The sequence below is a fragment of the Rhizobium sp. 62_C5_N11_2 genome (assembly GCF_051811185.1).
Taxonomy (GTDB): domain Bacteria; phylum Pseudomonadota; class Alphaproteobacteria; order Rhizobiales; family Rhizobiaceae; genus Rhizobium; species Rhizobium leguminosarum.
Genome location: NZ_JBPWPW010000001.1, coordinates 710139 through 735896, shown reverse-complemented (window position 1 = coordinate 735896; position 25758 = coordinate 710139). Strand labels below are relative to the sequence as shown.

The 25758-nt window shown below is 60.6% G+C and carries 30 protein-coding genes; 10 read left to right on the top strand and 20 right to left on the bottom strand.

What is annotated here, in order from left to right:
• Positions 1-27: 27 nt before the first annotated feature.
• Genes AB8B31_RS03630 through AB8B31_RS03615 form a run of 4 tightly spaced genes read right to left on the bottom strand, consistent with a single transcriptional unit; the run spans position 28 to position 2687 of the window.
• Complete coding sequence (locus tag AB8B31_RS03630) at positions 28-927, bottom strand: metal ABC transporter substrate-binding protein (RefSeq protein WP_018245136.1); 900 nt, start codon at positions 925-927, stop codon at positions 28-30.
• A gap of 16 nt (positions 928-943) precedes the next feature.
• Positions 944-1816, bottom strand: a complete 873-nt coding sequence (locus tag AB8B31_RS03625; protein ID WP_018245135.1) for a metal ABC transporter permease — start codon at positions 1814-1816, stop codon at positions 944-946.
• On the bottom strand, positions 1813-2562 hold the full coding sequence (locus tag AB8B31_RS03620) for a metal ABC transporter ATP-binding protein (RefSeq protein ID WP_018245134.1): 750 nt from the start codon (positions 2560-2562) through the stop codon (positions 1813-1815). Before AB8B31_RS03620 ends, AB8B31_RS03625 begins: the two co-directional genes overlap by 4 nt.
• Complete coding sequence (locus tag AB8B31_RS03615) at positions 2559-2687, bottom strand: hypothetical protein (RefSeq protein ID WP_018245133.1); 129 nt, start codon at positions 2685-2687, stop codon at positions 2559-2561. Before AB8B31_RS03615 ends, AB8B31_RS03620 begins: the two co-directional genes overlap by 4 nt.
• Positions 2688-3337: 650 nt before the next feature.
• Here AB8B31_RS03615 and AB8B31_RS03610 point away from each other — a divergent pair.
• Entirely contained in the window at positions 3338-3859 is a 522-nt protein-coding gene (locus AB8B31_RS03610) for a hypothetical protein (protein WP_018245132.1), read from the top strand.
• Positions 3860-4078: 219 nt separating this feature from the next.
• On the opposite strand, the gene AB8B31_RS03605 is transcribed toward AB8B31_RS03610, so the two are convergent.
• The 6 genes from AB8B31_RS03605 to AB8B31_RS03580 are packed head-to-tail and all read right to left on the bottom strand — an operon-like array spanning position 4079 to position 9613.
• Entirely contained in the window at positions 4079-4771 is a 693-nt protein-coding gene (locus tag AB8B31_RS03605) for an amino acid ABC transporter permease (RefSeq protein WP_018245131.1), read from the bottom strand.
• 19 nt (positions 4772-4790) lie between these two features.
• Complete coding sequence (locus AB8B31_RS03600) at positions 4791-5498, bottom strand: amino acid ABC transporter permease (RefSeq protein WP_018245130.1); 708 nt, start codon at positions 5496-5498, stop codon at positions 4791-4793.
• 55 nt (positions 5499-5553) lie between these two features.
• A complete protein-coding gene (locus AB8B31_RS03595) occupies positions 5554-6378 on the bottom strand; it encodes an amino acid ABC transporter substrate-binding protein (RefSeq protein ID WP_018245129.1) in 825 nt (274 codons plus the stop codon).
• A 16-nt stretch (positions 6379-6394) separates the two neighbouring features.
• On the bottom strand, positions 6395-7135 hold the full coding sequence (locus AB8B31_RS03590; protein WP_011650774.1) for an amino acid ABC transporter ATP-binding protein: 741 nt from the start codon (positions 7133-7135) through the stop codon (positions 6395-6397).
• Positions 7128-8618 (bottom strand): NAD(P)-binding domain-containing protein, encoded by a 1491-nt coding sequence (locus tag AB8B31_RS03585; RefSeq protein WP_018245128.1) that lies wholly within the window; start codon positions 8616-8618, stop codon positions 7128-7130. Before AB8B31_RS03585 ends, AB8B31_RS03590 begins: the two co-directional genes overlap by 8 nt.
• Positions 8615-9613, bottom strand: coding sequence for a LysR family transcriptional regulator (locus AB8B31_RS03580; protein WP_018245127.1), 999 nt, complete (start codon positions 9611-9613; stop codon positions 8615-8617). Before AB8B31_RS03580 ends, AB8B31_RS03585 begins: the two co-directional genes overlap by 4 nt.
• Positions 9614-9774: 161 nt before the next feature.
• Here AB8B31_RS03580 and AB8B31_RS03575 point away from each other — a divergent pair, with 161 nt between their 5' ends.
• Together AB8B31_RS03575 and AB8B31_RS03570 are read left to right on the top strand one after the other, a co-directional pair.
• On the top strand, positions 9775-10257 hold the full coding sequence (locus AB8B31_RS03575; protein WP_018245126.1) for a CMD domain-containing protein: 483 nt from the start codon (positions 9775-9777) through the stop codon (positions 10255-10257).
• Complete coding sequence (locus tag AB8B31_RS03570; protein WP_018245125.1) at positions 10254-10829, top strand: peroxidase-related enzyme; 576 nt, start codon at positions 10254-10256, stop codon at positions 10827-10829. Before AB8B31_RS03575 ends, AB8B31_RS03570 begins: the two co-directional genes overlap by 4 nt.
• A gap of 122 nt (positions 10830-10951) precedes the next feature.
• Here the strand turns inward: AB8B31_RS03570 and AB8B31_RS03565 are convergent, their stop codons facing one another.
• The 9 genes from AB8B31_RS03565 to AB8B31_RS03525 form a co-directional block, all read right to left on the bottom strand.
• Positions 10952-11368 carry an ester cyclase gene (locus AB8B31_RS03565; RefSeq protein ID WP_018245124.1) on the bottom strand — a complete coding sequence of 139 codons (417 nt, stop codon included), beginning with the start codon at positions 11366-11368 and terminating at the stop codon, positions 10952-10954.
• A 215-nt stretch (positions 11369-11583) separates the two neighbouring features.
• Complete coding sequence (locus AB8B31_RS03560; RefSeq protein WP_018245123.1) at positions 11584-12420, bottom strand: SDR family NAD(P)-dependent oxidoreductase; 837 nt, start codon at positions 12418-12420, stop codon at positions 11584-11586.
• Positions 12421-12652: 232 nt separating this feature from the next.
• Positions 12653-13723 (bottom strand): alpha/beta hydrolase family protein, encoded by a 1071-nt coding sequence (locus AB8B31_RS03555; protein ID WP_018245122.1) that lies wholly within the window; start codon positions 13721-13723, stop codon positions 12653-12655.
• 96 nt (positions 13724-13819) lie between these two features.
• The gene (locus tag AB8B31_RS03550; RefSeq protein WP_245275442.1) at positions 13820-14176 is read right to left on the bottom strand and encodes a DUF1330 domain-containing protein; all 357 of its coding nucleotides are present in this window, start codon (positions 14174-14176) and stop codon (positions 13820-13822) included.
• A gap of 56 nt (positions 14177-14232) precedes the next feature.
• Positions 14233-15072: an SDR family NAD(P)-dependent oxidoreductase gene (locus tag AB8B31_RS03545; protein WP_018245120.1), complete on the bottom strand. Its 840-nt coding sequence runs from the start codon at positions 15070-15072 to the stop codon at positions 14233-14235.
• A 92-nt stretch (positions 15073-15164) separates the two neighbouring features.
• Positions 15165-15881 carry a DUF4405 domain-containing protein gene (locus AB8B31_RS03540; protein WP_018245119.1) on the bottom strand — a complete coding sequence of 239 codons (717 nt, stop codon included), beginning with the start codon at positions 15879-15881 and terminating at the stop codon, positions 15165-15167.
• Positions 15878-16396, bottom strand: coding sequence for a cytochrome P460 family protein (locus AB8B31_RS03535; protein ID WP_018245118.1), 519 nt, complete (start codon positions 16394-16396; stop codon positions 15878-15880). The genes AB8B31_RS03540 and AB8B31_RS03535 overlap by 4 nt, the downstream gene beginning before the upstream one ends.
• 214 nt (positions 16397-16610) lie before the next feature.
• Positions 16611-17780, bottom strand: a complete 1170-nt coding sequence (locus AB8B31_RS03530; RefSeq protein ID WP_018245117.1) for an aldo/keto reductase — start codon at positions 17778-17780, stop codon at positions 16611-16613.
• A gap of 187 nt (positions 17781-17967) precedes the next feature.
• On the bottom strand, positions 17968-18864 hold the full coding sequence (locus AB8B31_RS03525; RefSeq protein WP_439007352.1) for a LysR substrate-binding domain-containing protein: 897 nt from the start codon (positions 18862-18864) through the stop codon (positions 17968-17970).
• Between the two features lie 103 nt (positions 18865-18967).
• Here AB8B31_RS03525 and AB8B31_RS03520 point away from each other — a divergent pair, with 103 nt between their 5' ends.
• Together AB8B31_RS03520 and AB8B31_RS03515 are read left to right on the top strand one after the other, a co-directional pair.
• Positions 18968-20104, top strand: a complete 1137-nt coding sequence (locus AB8B31_RS03520) for an NADH-dependent flavin oxidoreductase (RefSeq protein WP_018245115.1) — start codon at positions 18968-18970, stop codon at positions 20102-20104.
• Positions 20105-20128: 24 nt separating this feature from the next.
• Positions 20129-20290 (top strand): hypothetical protein, encoded by a 162-nt coding sequence (locus AB8B31_RS03515; RefSeq protein ID WP_018245114.1) that lies wholly within the window; start codon positions 20129-20131, stop codon positions 20288-20290.
• Between the two features lie 19 nt (positions 20291-20309).
• Here the strand turns inward: AB8B31_RS03515 and AB8B31_RS03510 are convergent, their stop codons facing one another.
• Positions 20310-21248: a LysR family transcriptional regulator gene (locus tag AB8B31_RS03510; RefSeq protein WP_018245113.1), complete on the bottom strand. Its 939-nt coding sequence runs from the start codon at positions 21246-21248 to the stop codon at positions 20310-20312.
• A gap of 98 nt (positions 21249-21346) precedes the next feature.
• Between AB8B31_RS03510 and AB8B31_RS03505 the strand changes: the two genes are divergently transcribed.
• The 5 genes from AB8B31_RS03505 to benB all read left to right on the top strand — a co-directional run bounded on the left by AB8B31_RS03505 (position 21347) and on the right by benB (position 25750).
• On the top strand, positions 21347-22495 hold the full coding sequence (locus AB8B31_RS03505) for a muconate/chloromuconate family cycloisomerase (RefSeq protein WP_018245112.1): 1149 nt from the start codon (positions 21347-21349) through the stop codon (positions 22493-22495).
• Positions 22496-22506: 11 nt separating this feature from the next.
• Positions 22507-22797, top strand: a complete 291-nt coding sequence (catC, locus tag AB8B31_RS03500; RefSeq protein ID WP_018245111.1) for a muconolactone Delta-isomerase — start codon at positions 22507-22509, stop codon at positions 22795-22797.
• 64 nt (positions 22798-22861) lie between these two features.
• Positions 22862-23800 carry a catechol 1,2-dioxygenase gene (gene catA / locus AB8B31_RS03495; RefSeq protein WP_018245110.1) on the top strand — a complete coding sequence of 313 codons (939 nt, stop codon included), beginning with the start codon at positions 22862-22864 and terminating at the stop codon, positions 23798-23800.
• 106 nt (positions 23801-23906) lie between these two features.
• Positions 23907-25265: a Rieske 2Fe-2S domain-containing protein gene (locus AB8B31_RS03490; protein ID WP_018245109.1), complete on the top strand. Its 1359-nt coding sequence runs from the start codon at positions 23907-23909 to the stop codon at positions 25263-25265.
• Entirely contained in the window at positions 25262-25750 is a 489-nt protein-coding gene (benB, locus tag AB8B31_RS03485) for a benzoate 1,2-dioxygenase small subunit (protein WP_018245108.1), read from the top strand. The genes AB8B31_RS03490 and benB overlap by 4 nt, the downstream gene beginning before the upstream one ends.
• Positions 25751-25758: the final 8 nt, after the last annotated feature.

The window sequence follows — 25758 nt, the reverse complement described above, 5'->3', positions numbered from 1 at the left end:
GGTCAAACCCCGCAGCCCTCTCGATCCTCAGCTCGATTTCGCCATGGCGGCGGCGAGCTGGTCGACATTGTATTTGAACATTTTCTCATAGGTCGGCGCCGGCCCCTTGGCGTCGGACAGGGATTCGACATAGAGCTCGCCGCCGGGCTCGGCACCGGTTGCCTTGGCGACCTGCTTGACCAGGCGCGGATCGTTGGAATTCTCGAAGAAATAGGCTTTCACATGCTCGCCCTTGATCTGCTCGATCAGCTTGGCGACGTCGGCGGCCGAGGCCTCGCTTTCGGTGGACAGACCAAGCGGGGCGAGGAAGCTGACATTATATTCGCGGCCGAAATAACCGAAGGCATCGTGGCTGGTCAGCACCTTACGGCGATCCTCGGCCACCTTGTCGAATTTCGCGTGGGCGTAGGCGTTCAATTCATCCAACGTCTTTGTGTACTTCTCGGCATTGGCCTTGAAGGCGGCGGCGTCGGTGGGATCGGCCGATGACAGCGCCTTTTCGATATTGGCGACCCAGACCTTGACGTTGACGGGGCTGTTCCAGACATGCGGATCGGTGATTTTTTCGCCGTCCTCTTCCATGGTGCGGGTGTTGATGCCTTCGGAAACGGTGACCGGCTTGCCCTTATAGCCCGAGGCGGTGATCAGCCGGTCCATCCAGCCCTCCAGCCCCTCGCCGCTGACGAAGGTAACCTGCGCCGCGTTCAAATTCTTCGCATCGGCCGGCGACGGCTCGAATTCGTGGGGATCGCCGTTCGGCCCGACGAGGCTCGTCACCTTGACGTGCTCGCCGCCGACCTGTTTCACAACATCGGCAAGCACGGTGAAGGACGCCACAACCTTCAGCGTTTCGGCGGAGGCGGGCATGGCCGACAGCGCCATCAAAGCGGGGATTGCTGCGGAGAGAAGCAGTCTGTGCGATGTCATCGAAGTCTCCTTGGGATCAGCCCTTCAAATGCGGGCGGGGAAAGAAGCGCCGGGCCAGGCCGGAGGGCGCGAAAAGAATAGAAAGGCCGTAGAGGATCGCCGCCGTCATGATGATCGTCGGGCCGGAGGCGAGCTCGAGATGGTAGGAGGCGATCAGGCCGAGATAACCGGATGCGGCGGCACTTGCGGCTGATATCGCCATCATCACCGGCAGGCTGCGCGACCAGAGCTGGGCGACGGCTGCCGGCAGCATCATCAGGCCGACCGCCATCAGCGTGCCGAGCGCCTGGAAGCTGGCGACGAGGTTCAGCACCACGAGCAGCAGGAAGAGCACGTGATAGGCCGGCCCACGCCCGCCGACGGCGCGCAGGAACCCCGGATCGAAGCATTCCGCCACCAGCGGCCGGTAGATGAAGGCGAGGATGACGAGGGTCATCGAGGTGATCGCGCCGATCAGATAAAGGGCGGGCGCATCGATCGCCAGGATGGTGCCGAAGAGCACATGCAGGAGATCGATATTCGAGCCGCGTAGCGAGACAATCAGCACGCCGAGCGCCAGCGAGGCGAGATAGAAGCTGGCAAAGCTTGCATCTTCCTGCAGCACGGTCATCCGGCTGACGGCGCCGGAAAGCAGCGCCACCGACAGGCCGGCGATGAGGCCGCCGAGGCCCATAGCCGTCAGCGACAGCGAGCCGGCGACGAGGTAACCGATGGCAGCCCCCGGCAGCACGGCATGGCTCATGGCGTCGCCCATCAGGCTCATGCGCCGCAGCATCAGGAAGACGCCGATCGGTCCGGAGCCGAGCCCGAGGCAGAGGCAGGCGACGAGCGCGCGGCGCATGAAACCGTAATCGGCAAAGGGCGCCAGGAAGAGATCGTAGGCCGTCATGCCGCCGGCGCCTCTTCAGGTGCGCAGGCATTCGCATCCTCGTCCCAGCGCTCGGCCATGGCTCGCGCCTTCAGGAGATTGACGGAGGACATGACGTCTGCAGTCGCACCCCAGCCGACCAGTTCGCGGGCAAGCAGCAGGGTTTGCGGGAAATGGGCGCAGACGAGCTCGAAATCGTGCAGCACGGCAATCACGGTGCGGCCCTCGCCGTGCCAGCGGGTGACGATATCGATGAGGTCCCTGGTCGTGCGGGCATCGATTGCCGTAAACGGCTCGTCGAGCAGGATGATGCCGGCATCCTGCAGCAGCAGGCGGGCAAAGAGCACGCGCTGGAACTGGCCGGCCGACAGCGACCCGACATGGCGCCGGCCGAAACCTTCGAGGCCGACTGCCGACAGCGCCTCGCCTGCCCTTTTCATCTCGGCGGGCGCGATGCGGCCGAAGGCTCCCGTCTTCTTCCAGGCGCCGAGCATGACGGTGTCGATGACCGAGATCGGAAAGCGGCGGTCGATCTCGGCCGCCTGCGGGAGGTAACCGAATTCCGCCCGCCCCAGCCGGTGCTCGACCCTGCCTTCGGCGGGGCGAAGCTCGCCCATGATCGCCTTCAAAAGCGTCGACTTGCCCGCCCCGTTCGGCCCGGCGATCGCCGTCAGGCTGCCCGAGGCGAAGGCGCCGGAGACATGATGGACGGCGGGGTGCCTGTTATAGGCGACGGTCAAATTCTCCAGACGGATCAGCGGCGTCATGGCAAGAGAACCGCCCAGTGGATCGCCAGCCAGAGCACGGCAAGGACCAGCGCCATGCCGATCATCCTGGATAAAGCCGACTGTCCCAGCAGGCTGACGGAGGGGCGATCGGGGCTCGGGGGCATGGCGCATCCTACAATGTAATAACATTACGGTTATGTTATAACGATTGCGGCGAGATTGAGGCGAAGGCCAATCCCAGATTCATCGCTAAGCTAAATACGGGCAGCATTCGACATGAGATGATCGCGTGCGTGCACCCATTTGACAGCCATGTGCTGCCGGGCCAGACTTGACACATGATCAGGCCATGGCCCCTACTTGTTGACCATATTCGCAACGTGCGAGGACATTCGGAAGACGAAAAATTCTCGTCTGCCTTGCAGGGCATTGAGCAACTTGCCGATTTCATCGCTCGAAGTTCGCTTCGGAGTGCGCTGTTCGGATGGACATCGATGGCTGATCTATGCGTCCAACAAACCGACCATGCCCCTCCCTCGGTGCCCTACCTTCGGATTTCAGCGCAATCATCGGGCCTGATAGAGTTTCGCTATATCGACACGCATGTGGAACGCCGGCAATGGACGCGGACGGAAACGCCAGAACGAGCTGTTCAAAGGCTTAGGACCTTCTTGGGCCAACTTCATTGGGTTTCAGGTCCTGACAGCTTTGCTGCCATCCCGAACTAAGATTTTGCGGCCTGGCCATCCAAACTCGCACCGGCCCATCCCGCCTTCAATTAGCCAACCAGCGTTACGCAAAGGGAAATGAAAAGTTGACCAGATCGCCTCCTGACGTTTGCGATGCTCTGGGTTTCTGCTTCACGCTCGATCGACACGGTTGGAGCGATCTTCTCATCTCTTGCAATGGCGGAATAGTGAGGTGCCGCATCAGTGACGTGTTCTCGGATCCAGCATCAGAGCTTCTGAAACTGTGCCGTGGCGTCTTAGCCAACGAGGTCGTGTCCATTGCGCTCTATGATGAACCCGGCGGCCATGCCCTGTCAGTGACCCCGGACGCTCGGCAACAACATACGATGCTGCTTATGATCCAAGAGTTCCCGCTGTGTCATGGGGCCTATGAGCTCACTGGCGATGAGAAAACCATCATCTCAATCCGGGTTAAACGCAAGCAACTGCTCGGGCTGCTCATGGCGGAACTGTGGAAAGTTGGTCGCTTCTTGCTTGAACCTTCGTTTCAAAAGGATCGGCAGCAGGGATTTCCAACAGAGACGCTCCAGGCGCTGAACGAGGAATGGGATGCCCATGAAACCCTCGGTCCATCATTCCTAAAGTGACGAAATGTAACTGTGTCCCATAATACTTTCCATTCGCGAAACTCGCGATGAAGGCGACATTGTTGCGACGCGTCCGATCTCCGCATTCGGGGCGGTCTCTGACATTTGGCGGAGATCGGCCTATGCCGCCCTTCAACCAAAGCCCAAGCCTCTGGCCGCTATAGGCCGAAACGAGTGTATCCTGACCCCTGCATCGTGCTCGAGGAAGGGCAAACTACCCTAGGCCCATACCCTCAGCGCCCGTTCCATCCGGTCGGCGGCATATGTGACGAGATAGGCGATCACCATGTAGATGACGACGGCGATCAGGAAGGCTTCGAGATAGTAGAAGTTCAGCGCCGCGGTCAGCTGTGACTGCGCGAAGATGTCGACGACCTCGATGGCAAATCCCAGCGACAGTGCCTTCATGATCACCATGATAGAGTTGGCAAGATCGGGGATGGCCGCGACGATGACCTGCGGCAGCATCACCCGGCGGAACACCTGGCTGCGCTTGTAGCCCAGGGAGTAGGCCGCATCGGCCTGACCGTTGTCGAAGGAGTTGAGGGCGCCCTTCACGACTTCCGCCTGGAAGGCTGCGACGCAGGCGGTCAGGGCGACGATGAGCGTGATCCAGTTCGGCGTCGAGTGGCCGTTGTAATCGATGCCGACGAGCGAGGTCAGGAACTGCAGCGTCGGCGGCAAGCCGTAATAGGCAAGGAAGATCACGATCACCATCGGAACGCCCTTGAAGACGACCTTGTAGGCGACGACCAGTTCCCGAAGCAGCGGGACCCGCCGGTATTCCACCATCGCAAAAAGGCTGCCGACGATCGTAGAAAAGACAAAGATGCCAAGCGCCATGGCGAGCGTCACCGGGACCGCGCCCAGGATGTCCCAGAGATCGGGCAGAAGGACTTCGGAATCGAACATGTGATGACCTCCTATTCGATCAGACGCTTGCCATCATGGTGGCCTTGGCCGGTGCGGTATTGGGCGCAAACTTTGCGTTTCGCGTTTCGAAAAAGCGCACGACCATCCATGCCACGAGGCATAGCAGCGAATAGATCACCGCCAGCACAAGGTAGGTCTCGAACTGGTACTGATTGTAGTCGCGCTCCATGACGAGATGGGCGGTCGCCATGACATCCGCGGCGCCGATGTACATCACGAGTGCGACGTTGTGGATGAGGTAGATGATCGAGTTGCCGTAGCCTGGCAGGGCGATGTGCACCGCCTGGGGTCCGACGACACGAAGGATCTTCTGAAGGAAGGTGTATCCGAGACTGTCGGCGGCGTCGTGCTGACCGCGTTCTACGGCGAGGTAGGCTGGCCGCAGAACCTCGGAAAGATAGCCTCCATGGTAGAGGCTGAGGCCGACGATCGCCGCGACATTCGGGGACACGAAGTCCTCGACCTCGAACAGAGCGACGACCAGCGGCAGTCCGTAGAAGGCGACGAACAGTTGCAGCACGACGGGGACGCTCCGGGCATAGGACACGTAGAGGTCGGCCAGCTGGCTGAGAACCGGTATCCTGCGTACCCGGAACGTCGTCGCAATCAGGGCCAGCAGGAAGCCGGCGATCATGGCCGTGAACGTGATCGCAAGCGTCAGCGGCAATGCCTTGAGCAGCTCGGGGATCATGATGGAAAGGTCCACTTGGGAACACTCCTTGTTTCAAATTCAGCCTTGATCGTCGGCCCTGCCTTGGGCGTTACTTCATGTAGGTGGTAATGTCCTCGCCGAACCATTTCTGCGAGAGTTTGGCGAGCGTGCCGTCGGCCTTGAGCTCCTTCAGAGCCTTGTCGATGTCTGCGGAGAGCGCCTTGTTCTCCTCGGAGCGATGGATCAGCACGAATGTGTTGTTGATCGCGACCGGCTCGCTTGCCTTGACGTTGAGCTTCTGCTGGTCGATGACCGTCTGCTCGCCAAGGTTCGACGGCAAAACCAGCGCGTCGTATTTGCCGTTCTCGACCTCTTTCAGGCGATCCGGATAGGGAATGCCGGCGCTGGAGGCGGTGATCTCGATCTTGAAGTCGGGATTCTTTTCCTGCCAGGCGGTGGCGAATTTGTAGATGCCGCCGCCGGCCGTCACCGGCACGATCTTCTTGCCGACCAGATCCTTCATCTCGTTGATGCCGCTATCCTTGCGGCTGTAGATCTTGATCAGGCTGGCGCCGATCGGGCTCTCGGGAATGAGGAACTGCTTTTCGCGAGCGGGCGCCCGGTAGTAGCCGCCGGTCGCGATGTCGTACTTGCCGGTCGCAAGGCCGGTCTCCTGAGCGATGTCGGCAGCACCCTCCATCACGAATTTGTACTGGGGCAGCTTGGCGTTGATCGCCTTCAGGACATCGGGTTCGTAACCCTGCGGCTCGACGCCGATGGCACCCCACGAGAGCGGCTTGGATTCGGCAGCCGTGGCGATCTTGATGGTGCGCACGTCCTCGGCATGGGATAGGCCCGCGGTTGCGAGGGCAAAGGCAACGCCGGCGACAGCGAGGCCGAAGGTGCGGCGGGAAGTCGACTTGATGGAAGACATGTCAGGCATCCTTTCTTTACTGGATGGAGTGTTCGGAATTCAGGAACTGGGCAAGGCGCGGGTTGGAGGGCGTGTCGAAGATCTCGGCAGGGCTGCCTTGAGCGGCGACGACGCCCCGATCCATGAAGACGATGCGGTTCGAGATGTTCTTTGCGAACTGCATCTCGTGGGTGACGAGGAGCGAGGTGATGCCTGATGACGTGACGTCCCTGATCACCTTCAAAACCTCGCCGACGAGTTCGGGGTCGAGCGACGACGTCGGTTCGTCGAAGAGCATGACATCAGGCTTGACGGCCAGCGCACGCGCAATGCCGGTTCGCTGCAGCTGGCCGCCGGAAAGCTGGGACGGGTAGCTGTCGATCTTGTTCGAAAGGCCCACCCGCTCAAGCTCCTGCAAAGCGATCGAACGCGCCTCGTCCTTCGACTTGCGCTGCACGACGACGAGCGGATCCATCACGTTCTGAATGACGGTCATGTTCTTGAAGACGTTGAACTGCTGGAAGACCATCGCCGTCCGCAGCCGGATCGCCTGGACCGCGGTGCTGTCCGGCTTCCGGTAGTCCATCCTGACCTGATCGAAGGCGATCGTGCCGGAGGCCGGCTTGGCCAGATAGTTGATGCACTTCAGCAATGTTGTCTTGCCGGTGCCGCTGGGGCCGATGATCGACACCACGTCGCCGCGGTTCACCGAGAGATCGACACCGTTCAGGACCTGGGTGTTGCCGTAGGACAGCTTTAGATCTTTGAGCTCAAGCATTTCGGGTCGGTGTCCTTTCGACAGAGAGGTCGGAAAGCGTCGTGGTCTCGTCGTCGGCCCACTCGTCTCCGAGCAATTCGGGCGTGTCGAACGCCTGGAGATCGGCGAAATGACGCTCGCGGTCGGCGACGAACAACGCCCTGACGATGCCGCGGGCAAGCCGGTCGGCGCCTTCGCTGATTGCGGGAATGTCGCCCGTGAGCTTGCCGTGGCTGAGCGTGGCGGGGAAATTGAAGCAGTGGATGCGGGCCAGCGCCGGGCAGGCGCCCGGCTCAACCTCGAGGAACTCGAACGCGTCGCCGAGGTCCGGCGAGGTTTCAAGCTCGTCGTTTCGCATGTCGGCGGGCACGGGAAAGCGGTCGCGCCACAGACGGATATGCGATGCGACGGGGCCAAGTTCCGGCCGGTTCGTCAGGTCGACCTTGAAGCCGGTGCCGAAGATCAGGAAATCGACGGGATAGCTGCCTTTCGGCGTCGTCACGACGATATGATCGCCTTCCCGTTGCAGCCGGTTGATCGGGCTTGCGAGATGGAGATGGGCCTGCGGGAATGCGCTGACACGCAAGACGCTCGGACGCGGCGGCGGCGTCTGCGAGCGCATGGCGTAGTCGAGAAACCGCCACTTCCAGTCATCCGGCAGACCGGCGAAGCCGTGCACCACGCCCTGGCTGCCGATGCCGGTGAATTTGTTGATCCGTGGCAGGTCGGCCCTGCGCACGAACAGGTCAAGCCGGGCGGCGCCTGCCTCGAGCGCGGTGGCGGCGTTGTCCATCGCCGAGGCCCCGGCGCCGACGACGCCAACCCGTTTGCCGCGCAATGCGGCGAAATCGATTTCGTCGGCGGTGTGAGCCCAGAACTTGCGATCGACGTCATCGGCGATCGGCGGCACGAAGGGGCCGCCCAGGCCGTCGCGGCCCGTCGCCAGCACCACATGGCGCGCGATCTTCGTTTCGGTCCGGCCATCGTGACGGCAGACGACATCGAGCAGGCCGTCGGCGCGCGGACGAATGGCCTCGACGGCGACCCCATTGCGCACCGGCAGGTCAAGCACACGCCGGTACCAGACCAGGTAATCCATCCATGTCTGACGCGGCGCCCTGTCGAGCGCGACCCAGGCATCGCGGCCGTGCAGCGCCTCGTAATAGGCGCGGAAGGTCAGCGCCGGCAGGCCCATCGCCGGCCCGGTCAGTTGCTTGGGAGAGCGTAGGGTTCGCATCCTGGCGAAGGTGACCCATGGCCCCTCGCTTCCGGCAGGCGCCTTGTCGAGAACGACGTGGTTGGCGACGCCGAGCCGCTTCAGCATGGCGGAGGCGACGAGCCCGGCCATGCCCGCACCGATGATCACGACGTCGACCACCCCTTGGCCATCGACGACGCGGGGCGGAACCCAGGACTTGGCCGGCAGCTCCAGCCAGGCGAGGTCCTGCCGCAGGCGTGCCTCGAGCGCTTCGAGACTGTTCGGAAACGCCGAGAGGTCGCTCATGACGGCACCTCCTCGGTCATCGGGCTACCGCCATAGACGGTGTCGGCCAAGGCTTCAACGCCGCCTGCGTCATGCAGCCGGCACCCGGGCATCGCCAGGGCCACCGCGCGCGCCGCATCGATGACGGCGGCGACCGTCGGGGTCAGCGGCATCGCGGCCGGCGAGATGGCGCCGAACAGGAAGGGGATGGTGTGGTCAAGGACGCGCATCACGATCCCCTCGAGCGGAACGCCGCAGACGGTTGCCGGCTCGACGATGGCCGCTCCCAGTCCGGCCCGAACCATGGTGAGGGCCGTCAGCGAGGCGTTGACGTCGATCATCTGTTGCAGCGCGACGCCTGCCCGTTCCAAAGCCTCGTCGATGCGGTGCCGAAGGCGATAGGGATTGGCGAGCGTGATGATGCGGCGCTCGGCGAGATCGGAAAGACGCACCACGTCATTGCTGGCGAGTGGGTCGTTGGCGGCGAGCGCAACGACACAGGGCGCTTCGGCAATCCAGTGCACGTCGAGGCCGGGATGTTCCAGCGGCAGGCTTGATATGCCGAAGTCCGCCGAGCGGGCGAGCACCGCCTGCACGACGTTCTCTGCCGCCAGCGCCTGCACATGGAGATGACGCGGTATGAGGTCCGGCGCGACGGCTGCGATCGCCTGGGGCAGAACGCCGGCCGCAAGTGAAGGCGTGGCCGCGATCGTCAGCGACGGCGGTTCATCGAGACCGATGGCGTTCGCCCGCTCGCGGATATGGGCAAGGCTGGCAAGATGGCGTTCCACTTCGGCATGAAATTGCAGACCGCGCGCGGTCGGGCTGATGCGCGGGCCGCTTCGATGCAGCAGCGCATAGCCGATATCGGCTTCCAGATCCTGAATCAGCCGCGTGACCGCCGGCTGCGATCGTCCCAGCAGCCTTGCCGCCCCGGTCACGCTGCCGGCGGACATCACCGCTGCGAAGGCTTCAAGTTGCCTTATATCGAAAGAGTTAGAATGCATAATGGACATCAAACACTCTCCTTCATGTCAGTAAAGCATGACAATTCTCATTTGACGACTGGCAGTAGATAAAAAATTCACATCGAATGCTCGTTATCATTCCAGTTTGACATAATGAGGCGTCAGGCCTACCTAGGGCTTATGTCCTTTGACGTCTTGAGGAGCTTGTTTTGACACTCATCGAAACTCTTGCCTCTGTGAGCCCGGGTTCAGCCCTCGCGGAAGCCATGGGGAAACGCGCGGAAATCCTGCGCCTCAGTGAAGCGGCCCACGACGCCGTGCTTCTGCCCCGCGATCCCGGCGGACTGTCGCACGGCCTGAGGGCCGCGCTTGCCGCCCGCATGGCGCGCCACAACCGCAGCCCGGCGCTCGCAAGCCACTACGACACGCTCGTTGCCCGCGCCGGCGAAGCGGCGACAGCCTTGCTCGCCGAGCCGGACACGAAGGTGACGGACCCGCGGACTGCGGAGATCGTTCGTCATGCCGACCGGCTGACGCTCGCGCCGCGCGATGCCACGCGCGCCCATGTCGAGGCATTGCGTCAGGTCGGCGTCACCGACGCTGACATCGTCCGGCTCGCGGAGCTTGCGGCTTTCGTCAATTACCAGGTGCGGGTTCTCGCCGGCCTGAAGCTGCTGGGAGAAATGCGATGAGCGAGGTCGTCCACACCTTCACCACCACGGTGCCGCGCTGGCAGCCCTATGTCATTCCGGTCGATTTCGCGACCGCCACCGACGAGCAGCATGCAGCGATGCAGACGACGCCATCGAACAAGGGCATCTCGCCCTATGTGCTGACCCTGGCGCATGATCCCGAGACGCTCGCGGTCCGCTCGCCGCTGTTCAACCTGATCATGTACGGCAAGGACGGACTGGCGGGGAGCGAGCGCGAATTGGGCGCGGTCGCCGCCTCCGTCGTCAACCGCTGCGTCTACTGCGCCGCCGTCCATGCATCCCGATTCAACAATCTGACAAAACGCACTGATGTCATCGAAGCCGTATTCGCCGATGGTCTCGAGGCGACGCTCGACGAGCACCTCCAGGCAATCTTCGACTTTTCAGCCCGACTGTCTACCACACCGCCCGAGGCGGTCGTGGCCGACGCGCAGTCGCTGGCAGATGTCGGGCTCGACGAGTTGGAGGCTCTCGATCTCGTCCTCTCATCGGCCATCTTCGGCTGGGCGAACCGCCTGATGCATACGCTCGGCGAGCCGATGAAGGACTAAAGCGCGTCGCAATCGTGCTGCAACCGGCGACCCGAGAGCGAGCCGATCACACAAGCGAAAAGGGCGACCGAATGGCCGCCCTTCATCTGTCCGGAATGAGCGCTCAGAGCTTCAGCCCCGCACTAACCCGCAACCGCGCCGATTTGTTGCAACAAGCTCAGCAAGTCGGGTTGACCACGCTCTTCGACAAATTTTCCATCAGCGAGGCGGTAAAAGTTCACGGCCTGGACCGTGATCGACTTACCTGTCGGCTCAACGCCAAGGAACGGACCGTGGTGCGTGCCGCGCATTGTGAAGCGTGCGGCTATCTTATCGTCTTCAGCGATGATTTCTTCCAAAGTCCATTGGATGTCGGGAAAGCCGCCTCGCATCATTCCAATGATCTCGAGGTAACCATCCGGGCCGCGCAGAGGCTCTTGCCGCCCAGGGACATGGAAAATCGCCTCCGGAGCAATCAACTCCGCGGCGAGTTGTTCGCTAGCTGTATTTATAAACTCGACAAACCGGCGCATTGCCATTTTGTTGCGTTCCATTGCCATTCCTGTTCTCCTTCAAGCACTGTTTCAAGCTGGATGGTTGCGATCGATCGACGATGAGTTTCGGCTTGTCGAAACGGCGGCGGTGAATTTCATGCGGCGCTCTGGGGAAATCGGCGGGGCATGAAAAGCGGGACCCACGAGACCAACTCACGATAGCGCCGCGTCTTTTCGGAGTGTCGTCATGGTTCTTTGCCACGGCCACCCCACTCTTATCCTCAGAAGGAACCATCTGTCGACTTGGACAATTGCTCGTATGCGCGCAGCGCGTCGAGCTGTCCTTCGAGGGTCGGCTGGTAGGCCGCAAGAGCATCGCTTCCAGCCAGAAATTGCTTTGGCGGATTTTCCATGCCGACGAACTTGACAAGGACGTCGGCCAGCTTTGCGGGATCACCACCCTGTTTGCCGTTGTAGCCTGACCACATGTCTTCAGCGCTGCCTTCGGCGGCGTAGTCCTCGATGGTGCTGGCGGCGTACTTCGCATTCTGGGCGTCGAGCAGATCTGTCCGGAAGAAGCCAGGTGCGACGGCGGTGATCTTGATGCCGAATTGTTCGACTTCCTGAGCAACCGCCTGCGAGAGGCCTTCGACCGCGAATTTCGAGGCGCTGTATGCCCCGCAGTGCTTGAAGCCGACGATCCCGGCAAGCGAACTGATATTGATGATCCGGCCCGACCGCTGCTTGCGCATGACCGGAAGAACCGCGCGCATCGCATACATGACCCCGTAGAAATTGGTCGACATCAGCCCTTCGATTTCGGCGGTGCTCAACTCTTCGAAGTTGCCGAGCAGGCTGTAGCCCGCATTGTTGAGCAGAACGTCGATGCGACCGAACGCCTTCACAGCTTCGTCTACCGCAGTTCTGGCCTGTTCCTCATTGGCGACGTCCAGCTGGACGAATAGAAGGCGGTCGCCTGCGACGTCGCTCAGGGCATTGCGTACCTTGTCGAGGTTGCGGCCGGTCGCGACGACGCGGTCGCCTGCCCTCAGGGCCGCTTTGGCACTGGCAGCACCGATACCGCTGCCTGCACCCGTGATAAACCAAACCTTGCTCATATCTCACTCCTCTTCCTGATGAACCGGAGGATAGATCGCCTAGCGAGGCACGATTAGATGGTATTATCGGCATGAACTTAGAAATGAGATTTATGAATGCGCCGGGAGAACGGACATGCTGACGTCCCGCGCCCAATTAAACCCCACTGGTGTTCAATCCTCCTTGTGAAGGAGGATTGAACCATCCCGTCCCCAAAGACGGGATCCTGTTTAAAGGTGAAGACGTCTGCGTTTAGGCGACGTTGATGTGAGTGGCGAACCAGTCCAGCACCAGTTGCGGGTTCTTCGCGAAATAATTGTAGCCTTGGAAACGCTGGTCCGTGCCTTCTATCCAGAAAAGCTTCTTATCCTTTGAGGAAATCGTGTCGTAGATCTCCTGAACATTAGACGGCTTGGTCAAGAAGTCGTCGCGGACCTGCGCGACCAATGTCGGAACCGTCACCGACTTGGCATATTCCATCGGCCAGACGTCGGAGAGATGATAGCCGGTCCGCTTGAAGTAGGCGGCATCAAACAGCTCGACACCGTTGGCGATTTTTTGATTTTCCATCGCTGTCTGGACAAAGACGGCAGGCGTTACCGGCTGCAATGCAATCATCGCCTTGATGTGGGTGAACTCTTCCGGGTGCTTGTGCATGCCGACGATGGTAGAGTTGGCGCCCAGGCAACGGCTGTAGAGGGCCGTCTTCATGTCCTTGGTGTCGGGCCGCGATTTGGCGTAACGCAGCGATCCGATCACGTCACGATATTCCAGGGTACCATGGGCATTGATGCCACCGCTTCCGGTGCCGCTGCGGCCATGGTTGCGCATGTCATAGGTGATGATGTTGTAACCTGCGTCATGCAGGATCTTGTATTCCGGCAGGAAGTTCACCTCGAAGCCGCCAAAGTCCTGCCAGGGCGCCAGATGCCCCGGATAGCCGTAGCGATTGCAGGGCATCGGGTGGTTCATGATGAGCAACTTGTCGGAGCCGGCGGCTGGAATGAACCAGCCCTCGATCGTGATGCCGTCCATCGCCGGGAAGAAGATTTCCTCATAGTCCATGCCGTATTCGTTCGGCCACCGCAGAACCGGTGTGCGCGTCGAATGCGCCATCAGGTCGGCCATGCCGTTGATGAACGCTTCGGAGTTTGCATCCGGCGCTGTCGCAGCCATGGCCGCCTTGGTATCTGCGGCCTGTGCGCTGGTCGCGGCCGCTGCCATGAGAGGCAGCGTCGCGAGCGCCGCACTGGCTTTCAGAAGTTGGCGGCGGCTGTTGAAAGCACCTTCCTGTGAAACGATCGTATCAGTTTGCTTGGCCATATCAGGCTCCTGTTTGCTTGAGACGTTGCGTTATCGGGACAATCGAGGCAGAGGGCACCGGATAGGGGTGTCGGCACCCTCTGCCACCGTCCGCGTTCACTGCTTGGGAGGAACGAAGCCTTCGGTGATGATCACCGAGCCTTCGGTCGACGCGACGCGAAATTTCCGCGCGGCCGTGTACTGCGGAGAATTGTAGAAGCGCTGCGCGTCAGCCACGCTTGGGAACTCGGCGATGGCCATGACCTTTTTCGGTTCGCCTTCCACCGCCGTCGCATTCAGATTGAACACGATGATCTTGCCGCCGAATTTCGGAGCGAGCGGACCGGCCTCTTCCATGTATTTGTTGTAGCCGGCCTGATCCTTGATCGTATAATTCGCAATCATGTAGCCGGGGGCCTGCGAATCCTGGGCAAAGGCGGTCGTGGTGAGGGTCAAGGCGATGGCGGCAGCCACTCCGAAAGCGATCTTCTTCATTGTGTCGGGTCCTTTGGTTTTTGAGTTGAGGATGATCAGAGTGATCCGTCCGTCGATCTGGACAGTTCGTCATGGGTTCGCATGTCGCTGAGACGGCTTTCTATGCCGGGCGCGATCATGGCGATCGCATCCGTTCCGGCGACGAATATCTTCGGCGGATTTTCCATGGCGGCGACGGTGACAACGGCCGTGCCGAGCTTGTCGGGATCGCCAGGTTGCACGCCATGGAAGCTCGACCAGGTGACCTCGGATGTTGCATCGCCGGCATAGTCTTCGATGCCGCTTCTGGGAACGTAACGAACATTCTGGCTGTCCAGCAGATCCGTGCGGAAGGCTCCAGGTTCGACGGTCGTGAACTTGACGCCGAATGGCTCGACCTCGATCCCGACGGAAAACGCCAGACCCTCGATCGCGAACTTGGTGGCGGAATAGGCACCGCAGTGTTTCAGGCCGATGACGCCGGCTGCGGCGCCGATGTTGATGATGTGACCCGACCGCTGCTTGCGCATGACCGGAAGCACGGCGCGCACGACATGCACAACGCCATAGAAATTAGTGGCAAACTGGGCTTCGATCTGGGGAAGGCTCTGCTCTTCGAAGTTGCCGAGCAGGCAATAGCCAGCATTGTTCACCGCGACGTCGATGCGTCCGAACCGCGCGGCGGCGTCTTCTGCAGCAGCATTGACCTGTACTTCGCTGGTCACGTCCAACTTGATGAACGCAAGATCGTCACCAGCAACGTCGCGCAAGGCATCACGGGCCTTGTCGAGATTTCTGGAGGTGGCAACGACCTTGTCGCCAGCCTTCAATGCCGCTCTGGCGACCCCGGCGCCGATGCCGCTGCTCACGCCTGTGATGAACCAAACTTTGCTCACGCTTAACTCCCTGTTTCGACAGACAGGAAGATAGATGCGCTCGGTCTATTTGATTAGAATGCATAATTTGCATGAAGCTAGAAAGCGGGTTTCTAAATAGACCCGCGTTTAACTGCTTTATGGCCGAGAGTACGCGTCCGGCGCTTTCGGCCCCTGATCAGCTTCAGGCCATAGTGGGCGAGAAACACGAAAAGCCCAATGATCGCCATGTGATGCAGGAAAAAGGCCGACGCCGCAGTCTGGAAATCCCAAAAGTCGAAGCTCATTTGCATGAACAATTTCGATCCGACATCGATCGTGAGCAAGCCCTGAACGCCATAGACGGCGATGGTGATGGCGACCACACGCAAAACAAGCGTCCGCAGTCTGCCCTCGGCCGTCATGCCGAACCTGCTGCTCACCACGCCGATGATCATCGACCAGTGCAGACCCAGGTGAATGGAAGCCATGAGCAGCGCCAGATATGCCGCCGACGCGTGGATCTGGCGCAAGGTGAAGGTGCCGGTCAAAGACAGGAAGCCAAAGACAGTCTGTGAGATGATTATGCTGGTTGCCAGCAAGGTCAGCATGGTGATCAGCAGCGAGAGATTGATCACCCTGGTGACGATACCGCGCGGTTCGCGCCAGCCCTTCGTGATCATGCCGTACCAACGGCGGTTGAAAATGTTGTGGCTGATCAGCAGCAGGAACATCCCCATGCCGATTATCTCATGTGCCGCATTGCCGAGCCAGTTGTAAGCCAGAGCGGCCAGCAACAAGCCGGCCGCCAAGACATCGAGGATCAACCGCAAGAGAAACAGCGGCTTCAAGGGACGTAAGCCCGCATTCTGTCGGTCGTGAACATGAAGTCGTTATCTGCCTGAGACCCGTGGCACGATTGGCATCGCTCGGCGAACGCGGTCCGACTGACCTGCATGTTGGTATCGAACTGCTGAAAATGCCAGTCTCCGGTGCGCTGCTCCTCCGGGACGCTGAGACCCCAGTCCACACCTTTCTCCATGACGAAATAGCCGGTGAGTTTGTAGTCAGCCCAGATGCCCAGGACCAATTGCGTGCCGGGCGGCAGCGGTCGGCCGGACTTCGCGATCTCCAGAGTTTCGCGCGTTGCAAACGCCTCCTCCCTGGAAGAGCCACGGTCGTAGGTCGCATAGTGGACATACTCATCGAAATTCTTTGGGAAGGTTGCTCGGTTTCCGGTTGCCTGCGCCATTGCCGAAGAGCTGAATGGGCCGAAGACGCTGAAGACGATAGCGGCCACGGTCACGACAAGACGTTGGATTGCGGCGAATGGTTGATTGGATTTTTTGGATCTGGCGTCAGCCATAGAGGATTCCCTTGGTTTACCGGAGCGGGATTTGACACGGACAATCGACGACACCGTAGTCCGGCGAAGCCGATCAGATTAGGCGGCGGTATTTGCATGGGCTTAGAAAGCGGGCTTCTTAATCCGCCAAATTGCTGCAGCAATTCAAAGTGCTGCAGCGTCGCGCGTCTGAAAAACGCGCGGCGCCTGGAGGTCGGAAAGATCGCGACGCGCTTTAGGTTGTTTGGTCAACCAGACCCATTTGCATTTCGTTCATGCGTCCGCCATGCACGGTCAGCGCCGCGAGGGCAGTCCCGAACTCGCGGAGGTCGTCAGGTGTCAACTCGACCCGAAGCGCACCCAGGTTCTCATTCAGATGATCGATATTGCGCGTGCCTGGGATGGGAACGATGAACGGCTTCTGCGCCAGCAGCCACGCCAGGGCAATCTGAGAGGGTGTTGCCCCTTTCTTTTCGGCGAGTTGCTTCAACAACGCGACGAACGGCATATTGGCTGCCAGGTTTTCAGGGCTGAAGCGGTCGAATGTCGAGCGCAGATCGGTCTTCGGGTCGAACCGTGTGCTCGCGTCGATTTTGCCTGTGAGATAACCCATTCCCATGGGACCCCACGGGACGAAGCCGATGCCAAGCTCCTCACATGCTGCGAGAACGCCATTGCGTTCCGGGCTCCTTTCCATCACGGAGTATTCGGTCTGGACCGCCGTCACAGGCTGGATGGCATGTGCCCGGCGAATTGTCCCGGCGCTCGGCTCCGAGAGACCGAAGTGCAGAACCTTGCCTTCCTGGATCAACTCCTTGATAGCACCAGCCACATCTTCGATCGGTACATTGGGGTCGACGCGATGCTGATAGAAGAGATCGATGCGATCGGTCTTCAGGCGTTTGAGCGAAGCCTCCGCCACCTGCTTGATCCGTTCCGGACGACTGTTCAGCCCAGCAGTGCCGTCAATTGCAAAGCCGAACTTGGTGGCGATTTTCACCTGATCGCGTATCGGTGCCAACGCTTCTCCGACAAGCTCTTCGCTCGTATACGGCCCATAGACTTCGGCGGTATCAAAAAATGTAACGCCCTTTTCGTGGGCGGCGCGGATGGTGTCGATGCCTTGGGCAGTCGAGGCGGCCGGTCCATAATTGGCGCTGATGCTCATGCATCCAGCTCCCATTTCCGAGACTTCCAGTGTTCCGAGCTTCCGGGTTTTCATCTGGGCTTGTCCTGCCTGGGGAGTGCTTTTGGTTACCTGGGGCTGATCCGACGAAGCGGCCCAGGCCGGCGATGCGACGGTCAACATTGCCCCGGCGAGCGCCGAGTTGATCAAGAAGTCGCGGCGAGCAACGCCCGGATGTTCGTTGGCATTGGAACCCGCATTTGGCTTGTTTTTGTCCATAGGTCGTCTCCTGAACTTTAGCGGCAGAGCCGTCTTTTCATCGAAGGAGGGACGAGCCGTGGCGATCTCGATCACCTCGCCGGCACAGTGATTTTGCGCCCGTCCTCGTGAGGTGAGATAAGCAGCGCAGCACCAGCGATTAGGCCCCATTTTCTGCATGGGGTAGAAATGGGATTGATGAATGCCGTTACGGTCCCCGGTAACGGAGTGCCTCGACCAGGAGGGAGAAGGCCGGGGTGTGTTGCCGCCGGCTTGGATAGTAGAGGTGATAGCCCGGGAATTGCGGACACCAGTCTTCCAGAACTCGGATCAAACGTCCCTCGGCCACATGGTGAGAAACCTGACTTTCGAAGACATAAACAAGCCCCAGTCCATCAAGGGCCGCGTTTTCGAGCATCTCATTGTCATTAAGAATAAGCGTTCCGCTGACGCGCGCCTCCAGCTCGATGCCGTCGCGCTCGAATTCCCAGGCATAGAGACCGCCTCCCCTGCTCTGCCGATAGCTTACGCAAGCGTGACTGTTCAGGTCACGTGGCGTTTCCGGGCGCTTACGGTTGGCAAAATAAGAGGGCGATCCGACAACCGCCATTCGAACCTCGGGGCTCACCCGCACCGAGACCATGTCCTTCTCGACCTGTTCGCCGAGCCTTATGCCCGCGTCAAATCGGCCAGCGACAATGTCCGTGAGCCCTTCGTCGACATTGATCTCAACGATGATGTCCGGATACTCGGGCGCGAGTTTCAGCAATGCGGGCCAGAGCACCATTCGGGCGGCATGGCGAAAGGTGGTGATGCGAATCGTGCCTGCAGGCTTATCGCGAAGGGCGGTGAGCGCGGCAATCTCGCTGTCGATGTGATCAAATGCGGGACGCAGGCTGTGAAACAGCCGTTCTCCCGCCTCTGTCGTCGAAAGGCTGCGGGTCGTCCGTGAAATCAACCGCACATCCAGACGTCGCTCGAGCATTCGAACAGCATAGCTGAGTGCGGACTGAGAGAGGCCAAGCTTTGCGGCCGCGCGCGTGAAACTTCCCTCCTCCACGACGGTGATGAATGCCGCCAGCTCGCTGAAATCACCTTTTCTCATTCATAAACCCCATTTCTAAGTTCATGCAGATTATAGCGGCTAATCGGAATGCCTGTCCTCCATTATTTATTGGCTCATAGAGCAGCGCGAGGACGACGAGATCATGAGCAAGACACAACCGAAACTCTTCGACGCGTTCGCTTTCGCCAAGGGGATCACCCTTCGCAACCGGATTGTCATGGCCCCCATGACGACATGGTCGGGCAATGAGGACGGAACGGTCTCTGACGAAGAGGTCGCGTATTACCGTCGCAGAGCAAAGGACGTCGGCCTGGTGATTACCGGTTGCACCCACGTCATGCCGAACGGCGTCGGCTTCACGGGCGAGTTTGCCTCTTGCGACGATAGCTTCACGCCGAGCCTGCGCCGCCTGGCAGGGGCGGCCAAGAGTGGCGGCGCGCCGGCGATCCTCCAGATCTTCCATGCCGGCAACAAAGCCGTGCCCGAACTGGTTCCAGGGGGCGAGATCGTCAGCGCGAGCGCCGTCAAGGCTGCTGCGGGTGCGTTCAACAATGGCAACATGACAGCGCGCGCGCTGACTCACGATGAAATCCTGGCTGTCGTGGCTGCTTTCGGCGAGGCCACACGCCGCGCAATCGAGGCAGGCTTCGACGGCATCGAGTTGCATGGGGCGCACGGGTTCCTGATTCAGAATTTCTTCTCACCGCTATCTAACCAGCGAGAGGACGAATGGGGCGGTTCGCTGGAGAACCGCATGCGCTTTCCGCTCGCCGTCGCTCAAGAGGTCAAGCGGATCGTCGATACGCACGCGAAGCGGCCCTTCTTGTTGGGCTACCGGATCTCGCCTGAGGAATCTGATGAAGGCGGCCTTCGGCTCGGTGACACCTGCGAACTGATTGATCGCCTCGTCGTGGCCGGTGTGGACTACATGCACGTGTCGCTCTCGAGCGTGCTTCATGCCAAACCTATCCACGATGCCGGCGGCCGTTCCATCGCTGAGCTCATTGCCGAGCACGTCGAGGGCCGCATACCCGTCGTCGCCGCCGGCCAAATCAGAAAACCCGATGAGGCCGAAAAGGCCCTCGAATTTGGCCTGTCGCTCGTCGCCGTCGGCCAGGGGCTGGTGATGAATCCGGAATGGGTTGAACTCGCCCAGAACCAAAGAAGTCATGAAATCGACATTGCGCTCAGCCCACTCACGGTTTCGGAGATCACGCTTCCAGTCAAACTCTGGAACATTATTCGTGCCACGGCGGGCTGGTTCGAAATCCGAACTTAACCTTGCGAAGCGAGGCCGGAGAGGATGGAAGATATCGCACGCTGGCTGGCAAATGACGCGCCTCATAACGGCGTCAAGGAACTGTTTGCCGCCTTCTGCCAACAGATCGTTCGGTCCGGCATGCCAGTCGGGCGCGCCTCCCTGGGGGTCGAAGTGCTGCACCCGGAAGTGAGTGGATGGCAGTAGGCCGAAGCGCAGGCCTGCCTCAACTCTCGAGCGCGTCCAGACGGACATTGGAGAGCTGGAGCCAGGGGGGATTGTCGGCATACATTTCGCGGATAATCTGCTTTATCAATTCGATCCGGCCGCCGGCTTCGTTGCGCCGGTAGCTCATGATGATGGGTGAGGTCGCCCTCTCGTCGGCAATCATGCGATAGCAGACATCGTCCGGTCGCTGGCGCTGCGAGGCCGCGGGAATGATGCACAGGCCGGCGCCGGCTGCGACCATGCCCAGCGCCGTCTGGATTTCGCGAACCTCCTCGACATGCCCGGGATTGACGTTGATCTCGCCGAGCAGGTTCAGCGTCTCGTCCGCAAAGCTTGGCCGGGGCGTCGAGGGATAGATGATCAGGGATTCCCCCTCCAGCTCGCAAAGCCCTATGGGCTCCTTGGCGGTGGATTTGGCATGGCTCTTCGGGAAGGCGACGACAAGCCGCTCCTCTCGGAGCGTCAGCCGTTCGACTTCCCTGTCGTTGAAGCGCACCCGGCCGAAACCCAGATCGATGCGTCGCTCCTTGAGCGCCGTCACCTGTTCCGTCGACATCATTTCCCGGATCTCGATATCGAGATCAGGCCAGCGCTGCCGCATGCGCCTGACGAGGTCCGGCATACCTCCATAGAGGGTGGAGCCGACGCAGCCGATGACGAACCGTTCGCGCTGGGCCTTTCCTATTCTCTGGGTCTGATCACGGATATGCTCGAGCCGGGCCATGATCTGCGAGGCCTGATCGAAGAAGAACCGTCCCGCCTCCGTCAAGCTCAACGGCCGCTTGGACCTGTCGATCAGGTTGACGCCCAGTTCCTCCTCCAGCTGCTGGATTTGCCGGCTGAGCGGTGGCTGCGCGATGTGGAGAATTTCCGCCGCGCGCGAGAAATTGCGCTCGGTGGCGACCGCCACGAAGTAGCGGAGTTGGCGCAGCTCCATTCCTATTATACCTCCTAGGTATAGATTTCGACTAATATGGTCTTGGACCTTACCTTAAACGAGGGCTAACCTTCCTGCAAATAAAGGGAGGAAGCGCAGTGCGTGCGGAAATTCGGATCGTTTCCATCGAGGCTACTATACTCGATCTGCCGACCATCCGGCCGCACACGCTCTCGATGGTCACCATGAACCGCCAGAGCATGACGATCGTGCGCGTTCGCTGCTCCGATGGGATCGAAGGCCTCGGTGAAGGCACGACCATTGGCGGACTTGCCTACGGACCGGAGAGCCCGGAAGGCATGAAACTCACCATCGACGAATATATCGCGCCCCTGCTCCTCGGCTGCGATCCGACGCGCGTACAGGCGACGATGGATCTCGTCCGGAAGGCGGTAAAGGGCAATCACTTTGCCAAATGCGCCGTCGAATCCGCGTTGCTGGATGGCCAGGCCCGCCGGCTCGGCGTGCCGATGTCGGAACTGCTCGGCGGCCGACGTCGTGAGAAACTGCCGGTTGCCTGGACGCTCGCATCCGGAGATACCGCAAAGGACATCGATGAGGCGCAGGCGCTGCTCGACCGACGTCGCCACAAGGACTTCAAACTGAAGATCGGCGTCAAGTCGATCAAGGAGGATATCCGCCACGTGGCTGCCATACGCAAGGCGCTGCCGGACATGGCCTCGGTTCGTGTCGACGTGAACATGGCATGGCGGGAGCGCGAGGCGCGCAATGCGATTGCGGCACTCGGCGATGCGGGTTGCGTATTGGTGGAGCAGCCGGTGTGCGGCGTCGCGCCGCTTGCCCGGCTGACGCGAGTGTCACCGATCGCGATGATGGCCGATGAAGTGCTTGTCGGTCCCGAAAGCGCCCTCGAAGCGGTGACGGCGCACGCAGCCGACGTATTCTCGATCAAGATCGAGCAGGCGGGCGGCCTGTTCGCCGCCGCCAAGGTCATCGCCATCGCCGAGACGGCCGGCATCGGTGTCTATGGCGGCACTATGCTCGAAGGGCCGATCGGCACGATCGCTGCCGCGCAGTTGATGGCCGGCGTGAAGGATCTGCAATGGGGCACGGAGTTCTTTGGTCCGCTGCTGCTGACGGAAGAGATCCTCGCCACGCCCTTGGATTACAGCGATTTCGAACTGACCGTTCCCCAGGGACCGGGACTGGGGATCGAACTGGACGAGGATCGTGTGGCGTTCTTTGTTCGAGGCAGGATGCGCAAGACGATCAGCATTGCCGGATAAGGGAGGCGACCATGCTTTTCCATGTGAGGATGGATGTGAATATTCCCCATGATCTCCCCTCGGCGGAGGCGGCGGAGATCATCGCTCGGGAAAAGGCCTATTCGCACGAACTGCAGCGCAGCCGCAAATGGCGGCATATCTGGCGCATCGCCGGTGAATACGCGAACTACAGCATCTTCGACGTGAAGGACAATACGGAGTTGCACGAGATCCTGTCGGGGCTGCCATTGTTCAAGTTCATGGACATCGAAGTAACGCCGCTGCTGCGGCATCCCTCGGCGATCCGCGAGGACGATACCTAGCGCCGTGTTCGGCGCGGGAACGGGAGCCGCATCGACTTTCTGAACAATGCAAGAGGAGGAAAAAATGAGCGTGAAGATTTTCGGCAGGCCCGACATTCAGGATTTTCTGAGCGTCCTGAGCGGCCTCGACAAGGACGGCGGCAATCCGCGCGTCAAACTCATCGTCCATCGGATCATGTCCGACCTGTTCAAGGCGATCGATGATCTCGACATCACCCCCGACGAATACTGGACCGGCATTGCCTGGCTCAATGAGATCGGCGCCGCCGGCCAGGCCGGCCTGATCTCGCCCGGTCTCGGTCTCGATCATTTCCTCGACGAACGCCTCGACGCGATCGATGAGGCGCTCGGCATCGAAAACCCGACGCCGCGCACGATCGAGGGGCCGCTCTATGTGGCCGGCGCACCGGTCAGTCATGGCTTTGCCCGTCTCGATGACGGCACCGACGCCAATGGTCACACACTGATCATGCACGGCACCGTCTATGGTTCTGACGGCAAGCCGCAGCCGGGTGCGACTGTCGAAGTCTGGCATTGTGACACCCGCGGGTTCTATTCGCACTTCGACCCGACCGGCAAGCAGGCGCCGTTCAACATGCGCCGCACGATCGTGACTGACGAAAAGGGCTGTTACAAATTCCAGAGCATCGTGCCGCACGGATATGGCGTGCCACCGGGCAGCCCGACGGAACAGTTGCTTTCCGCCCTCGGCCGCCATGGCCAGCGCCCGGCGCATATCCACCTCTTCATCAGCGCCGACGGCCATCGCAAGCTGACGACCCAGATCAACATTGAAGGCGATCCGCTGGTCAATGACGATTTTGCCTATGCGACGCGAGACGGCCTGGTTCCGGCCGTGATCGAGCGCAGCGACGAAGCCAGCATCAAGGCCAATGGTCTGAGCGGCCCGTTCGCCGAGATCACGTTCGACATCCATCTGACCGCTCTGGTCGATGGCATCGACAACCAGATCAACGAACAGCGCAAACGCGCCGCCGCGTAAACGGCAAGGGCGGCGGCTGAATGGCCGCCAGCCCGCATATCATCGTCACCATCGACACTGTTGCAAGGGTTGCGCCGGTTACCGCGCACTTTGCGGGAGAGAAGCCATGTCTGCGATCATCGACAAAGCAAGAGAACTCGATCATCTGCTCGCCACTGCCGTGCAGGACGACAAGGAAGCCGGTCTATTCCGTTGCCGCCGGGACATCTTCACCGACGAAGACCTCTTCGAGCTGGAGATAAAGCATATCTTCGAAGGCAACTGGGTTTATCTGGCCCATGAGAGTCAAATCCCAGAGAACAACGATTATTACACGACCTATATCGGCCGGCAGCCGGTCGTCATCACCCGCGACAAGAACGGCGAACTGCACGCGGTCATCAACGCCTGCGCCCACCGCGGCGCGATGCTGTGCCGCCGCAAGCACGGCAACAAGGGCAGCTTCACCTGCCCCTTCCACGGCTGGACCTTTTCCAACACCGGCAAGCTGCTCAAGGTCAAGGACGAGAAAACCACCCAGTATCCGCCTCAGTTCGCGCAGAACGGTTCGCACGACCTCAAGCGCGTTCCCCGGTTCGAGAACTATCGAGGCTTTCTGTTCGGCAGCCTGAATGATGCGGTCGCGACGCTCGAGGACTATCTCGGCGAGACGAAGGTTATCATCGACCAGATCGTCGACCAGGCGCCGAACGGGCTTGAAGTGCTGCGGGGCAATTCGTCCTACATCTACGACGGAAACTGGAAGCTGCAGATGGAAAACGGCTGCGACGGTTATCACGTCAGCTCCGTCCACTGGAACTATGCCGCGACGATGGGGCGGCGCAAGGAAGAGGGCACGAAGGCGGTCGACGCCAACAGCTGGAGCCGTTCCGTCGCGGGTGTCTATGGTTTCGAGAACGGTCACATCCTGCTGTGGACCAACACCATGAACCCCGAGGTGCGTCCGGTCTACGACCAGCGAGACGAGATCGCGGCGCGCGTCGGTGCCGAGAAGGCGAATTTCATCGTCAACCAGACCCGCAACCTCTGCCTTTACCCGAATGTATTCCTGATGGACCAGTTCAGCACGCAGATCCGCGTGACCCGCCCGATCAGTGTCGACAAGACCGAAATCAACATCTTCTGCTTTGCGCCGAAGGGCGAAAGCGAGGCTGATCGCCAGCTCCGTATCCGCCAATATGAGGATTTCTTCAACGTGTCCGGCATGGGCACTGCTGACGACCTGGAGGAATTCCGCGCCTGCCAGGCCGGCTATGCCGGCACCGCGGCGCTCTGGAACGACCTGTCGCGGGGCGCGCCGCTGTGGATCGATGGTCCGGACGAAAACGCCAAGCAGATGGGCATCGAGCCGCTGCTGTCCGGCGAGCGCAGCGAGGACGAAGGCCTGTTCGTCCGCCAGCACGAATACTGGGCCAAGGTGATGCGCCAGGCGCTGTCCGCTGAAAAGAACGGAGTTGTCGCATGAGCATTTCCTATGACGCCATCTGCGCGTTCTTCTATCGGGAAGCGCGGCTCCTGGACGATCGCGAGTGGGACGAATGGCTGACCTGCTATGCACCCGACGTGACCTACTGGATGCCGGCCTGGGATGACGACGACCGGATTACCGAAGACCCGCAGTCGCAGATTTCGCTGATCTATTATCCGAACCGCGACGGCCTGGAAGACCGGGTATTCCGCATCAAGACCGAGCGCTCCGGCGCTTCCACGCCGGAACCGCGCACGAGCCACAATGTCACCAATGTCGAAGTGCTGGCGCATCGGGGCGACGAAGTCGACGTGCGCTACAACTTCCACACGTTGAACCACCGCTACAAGGTAACCGACCACTTCTTCGGCACCATGTTCGCCACGCTGCGCAAGGACGACGACGCACTGCTGATCGCGCGCAAGAAGATCGTGTTGAAGAACGACTACATCCGCCAGGTTATTGACGTCTATCACGTTTGACAGGCGTC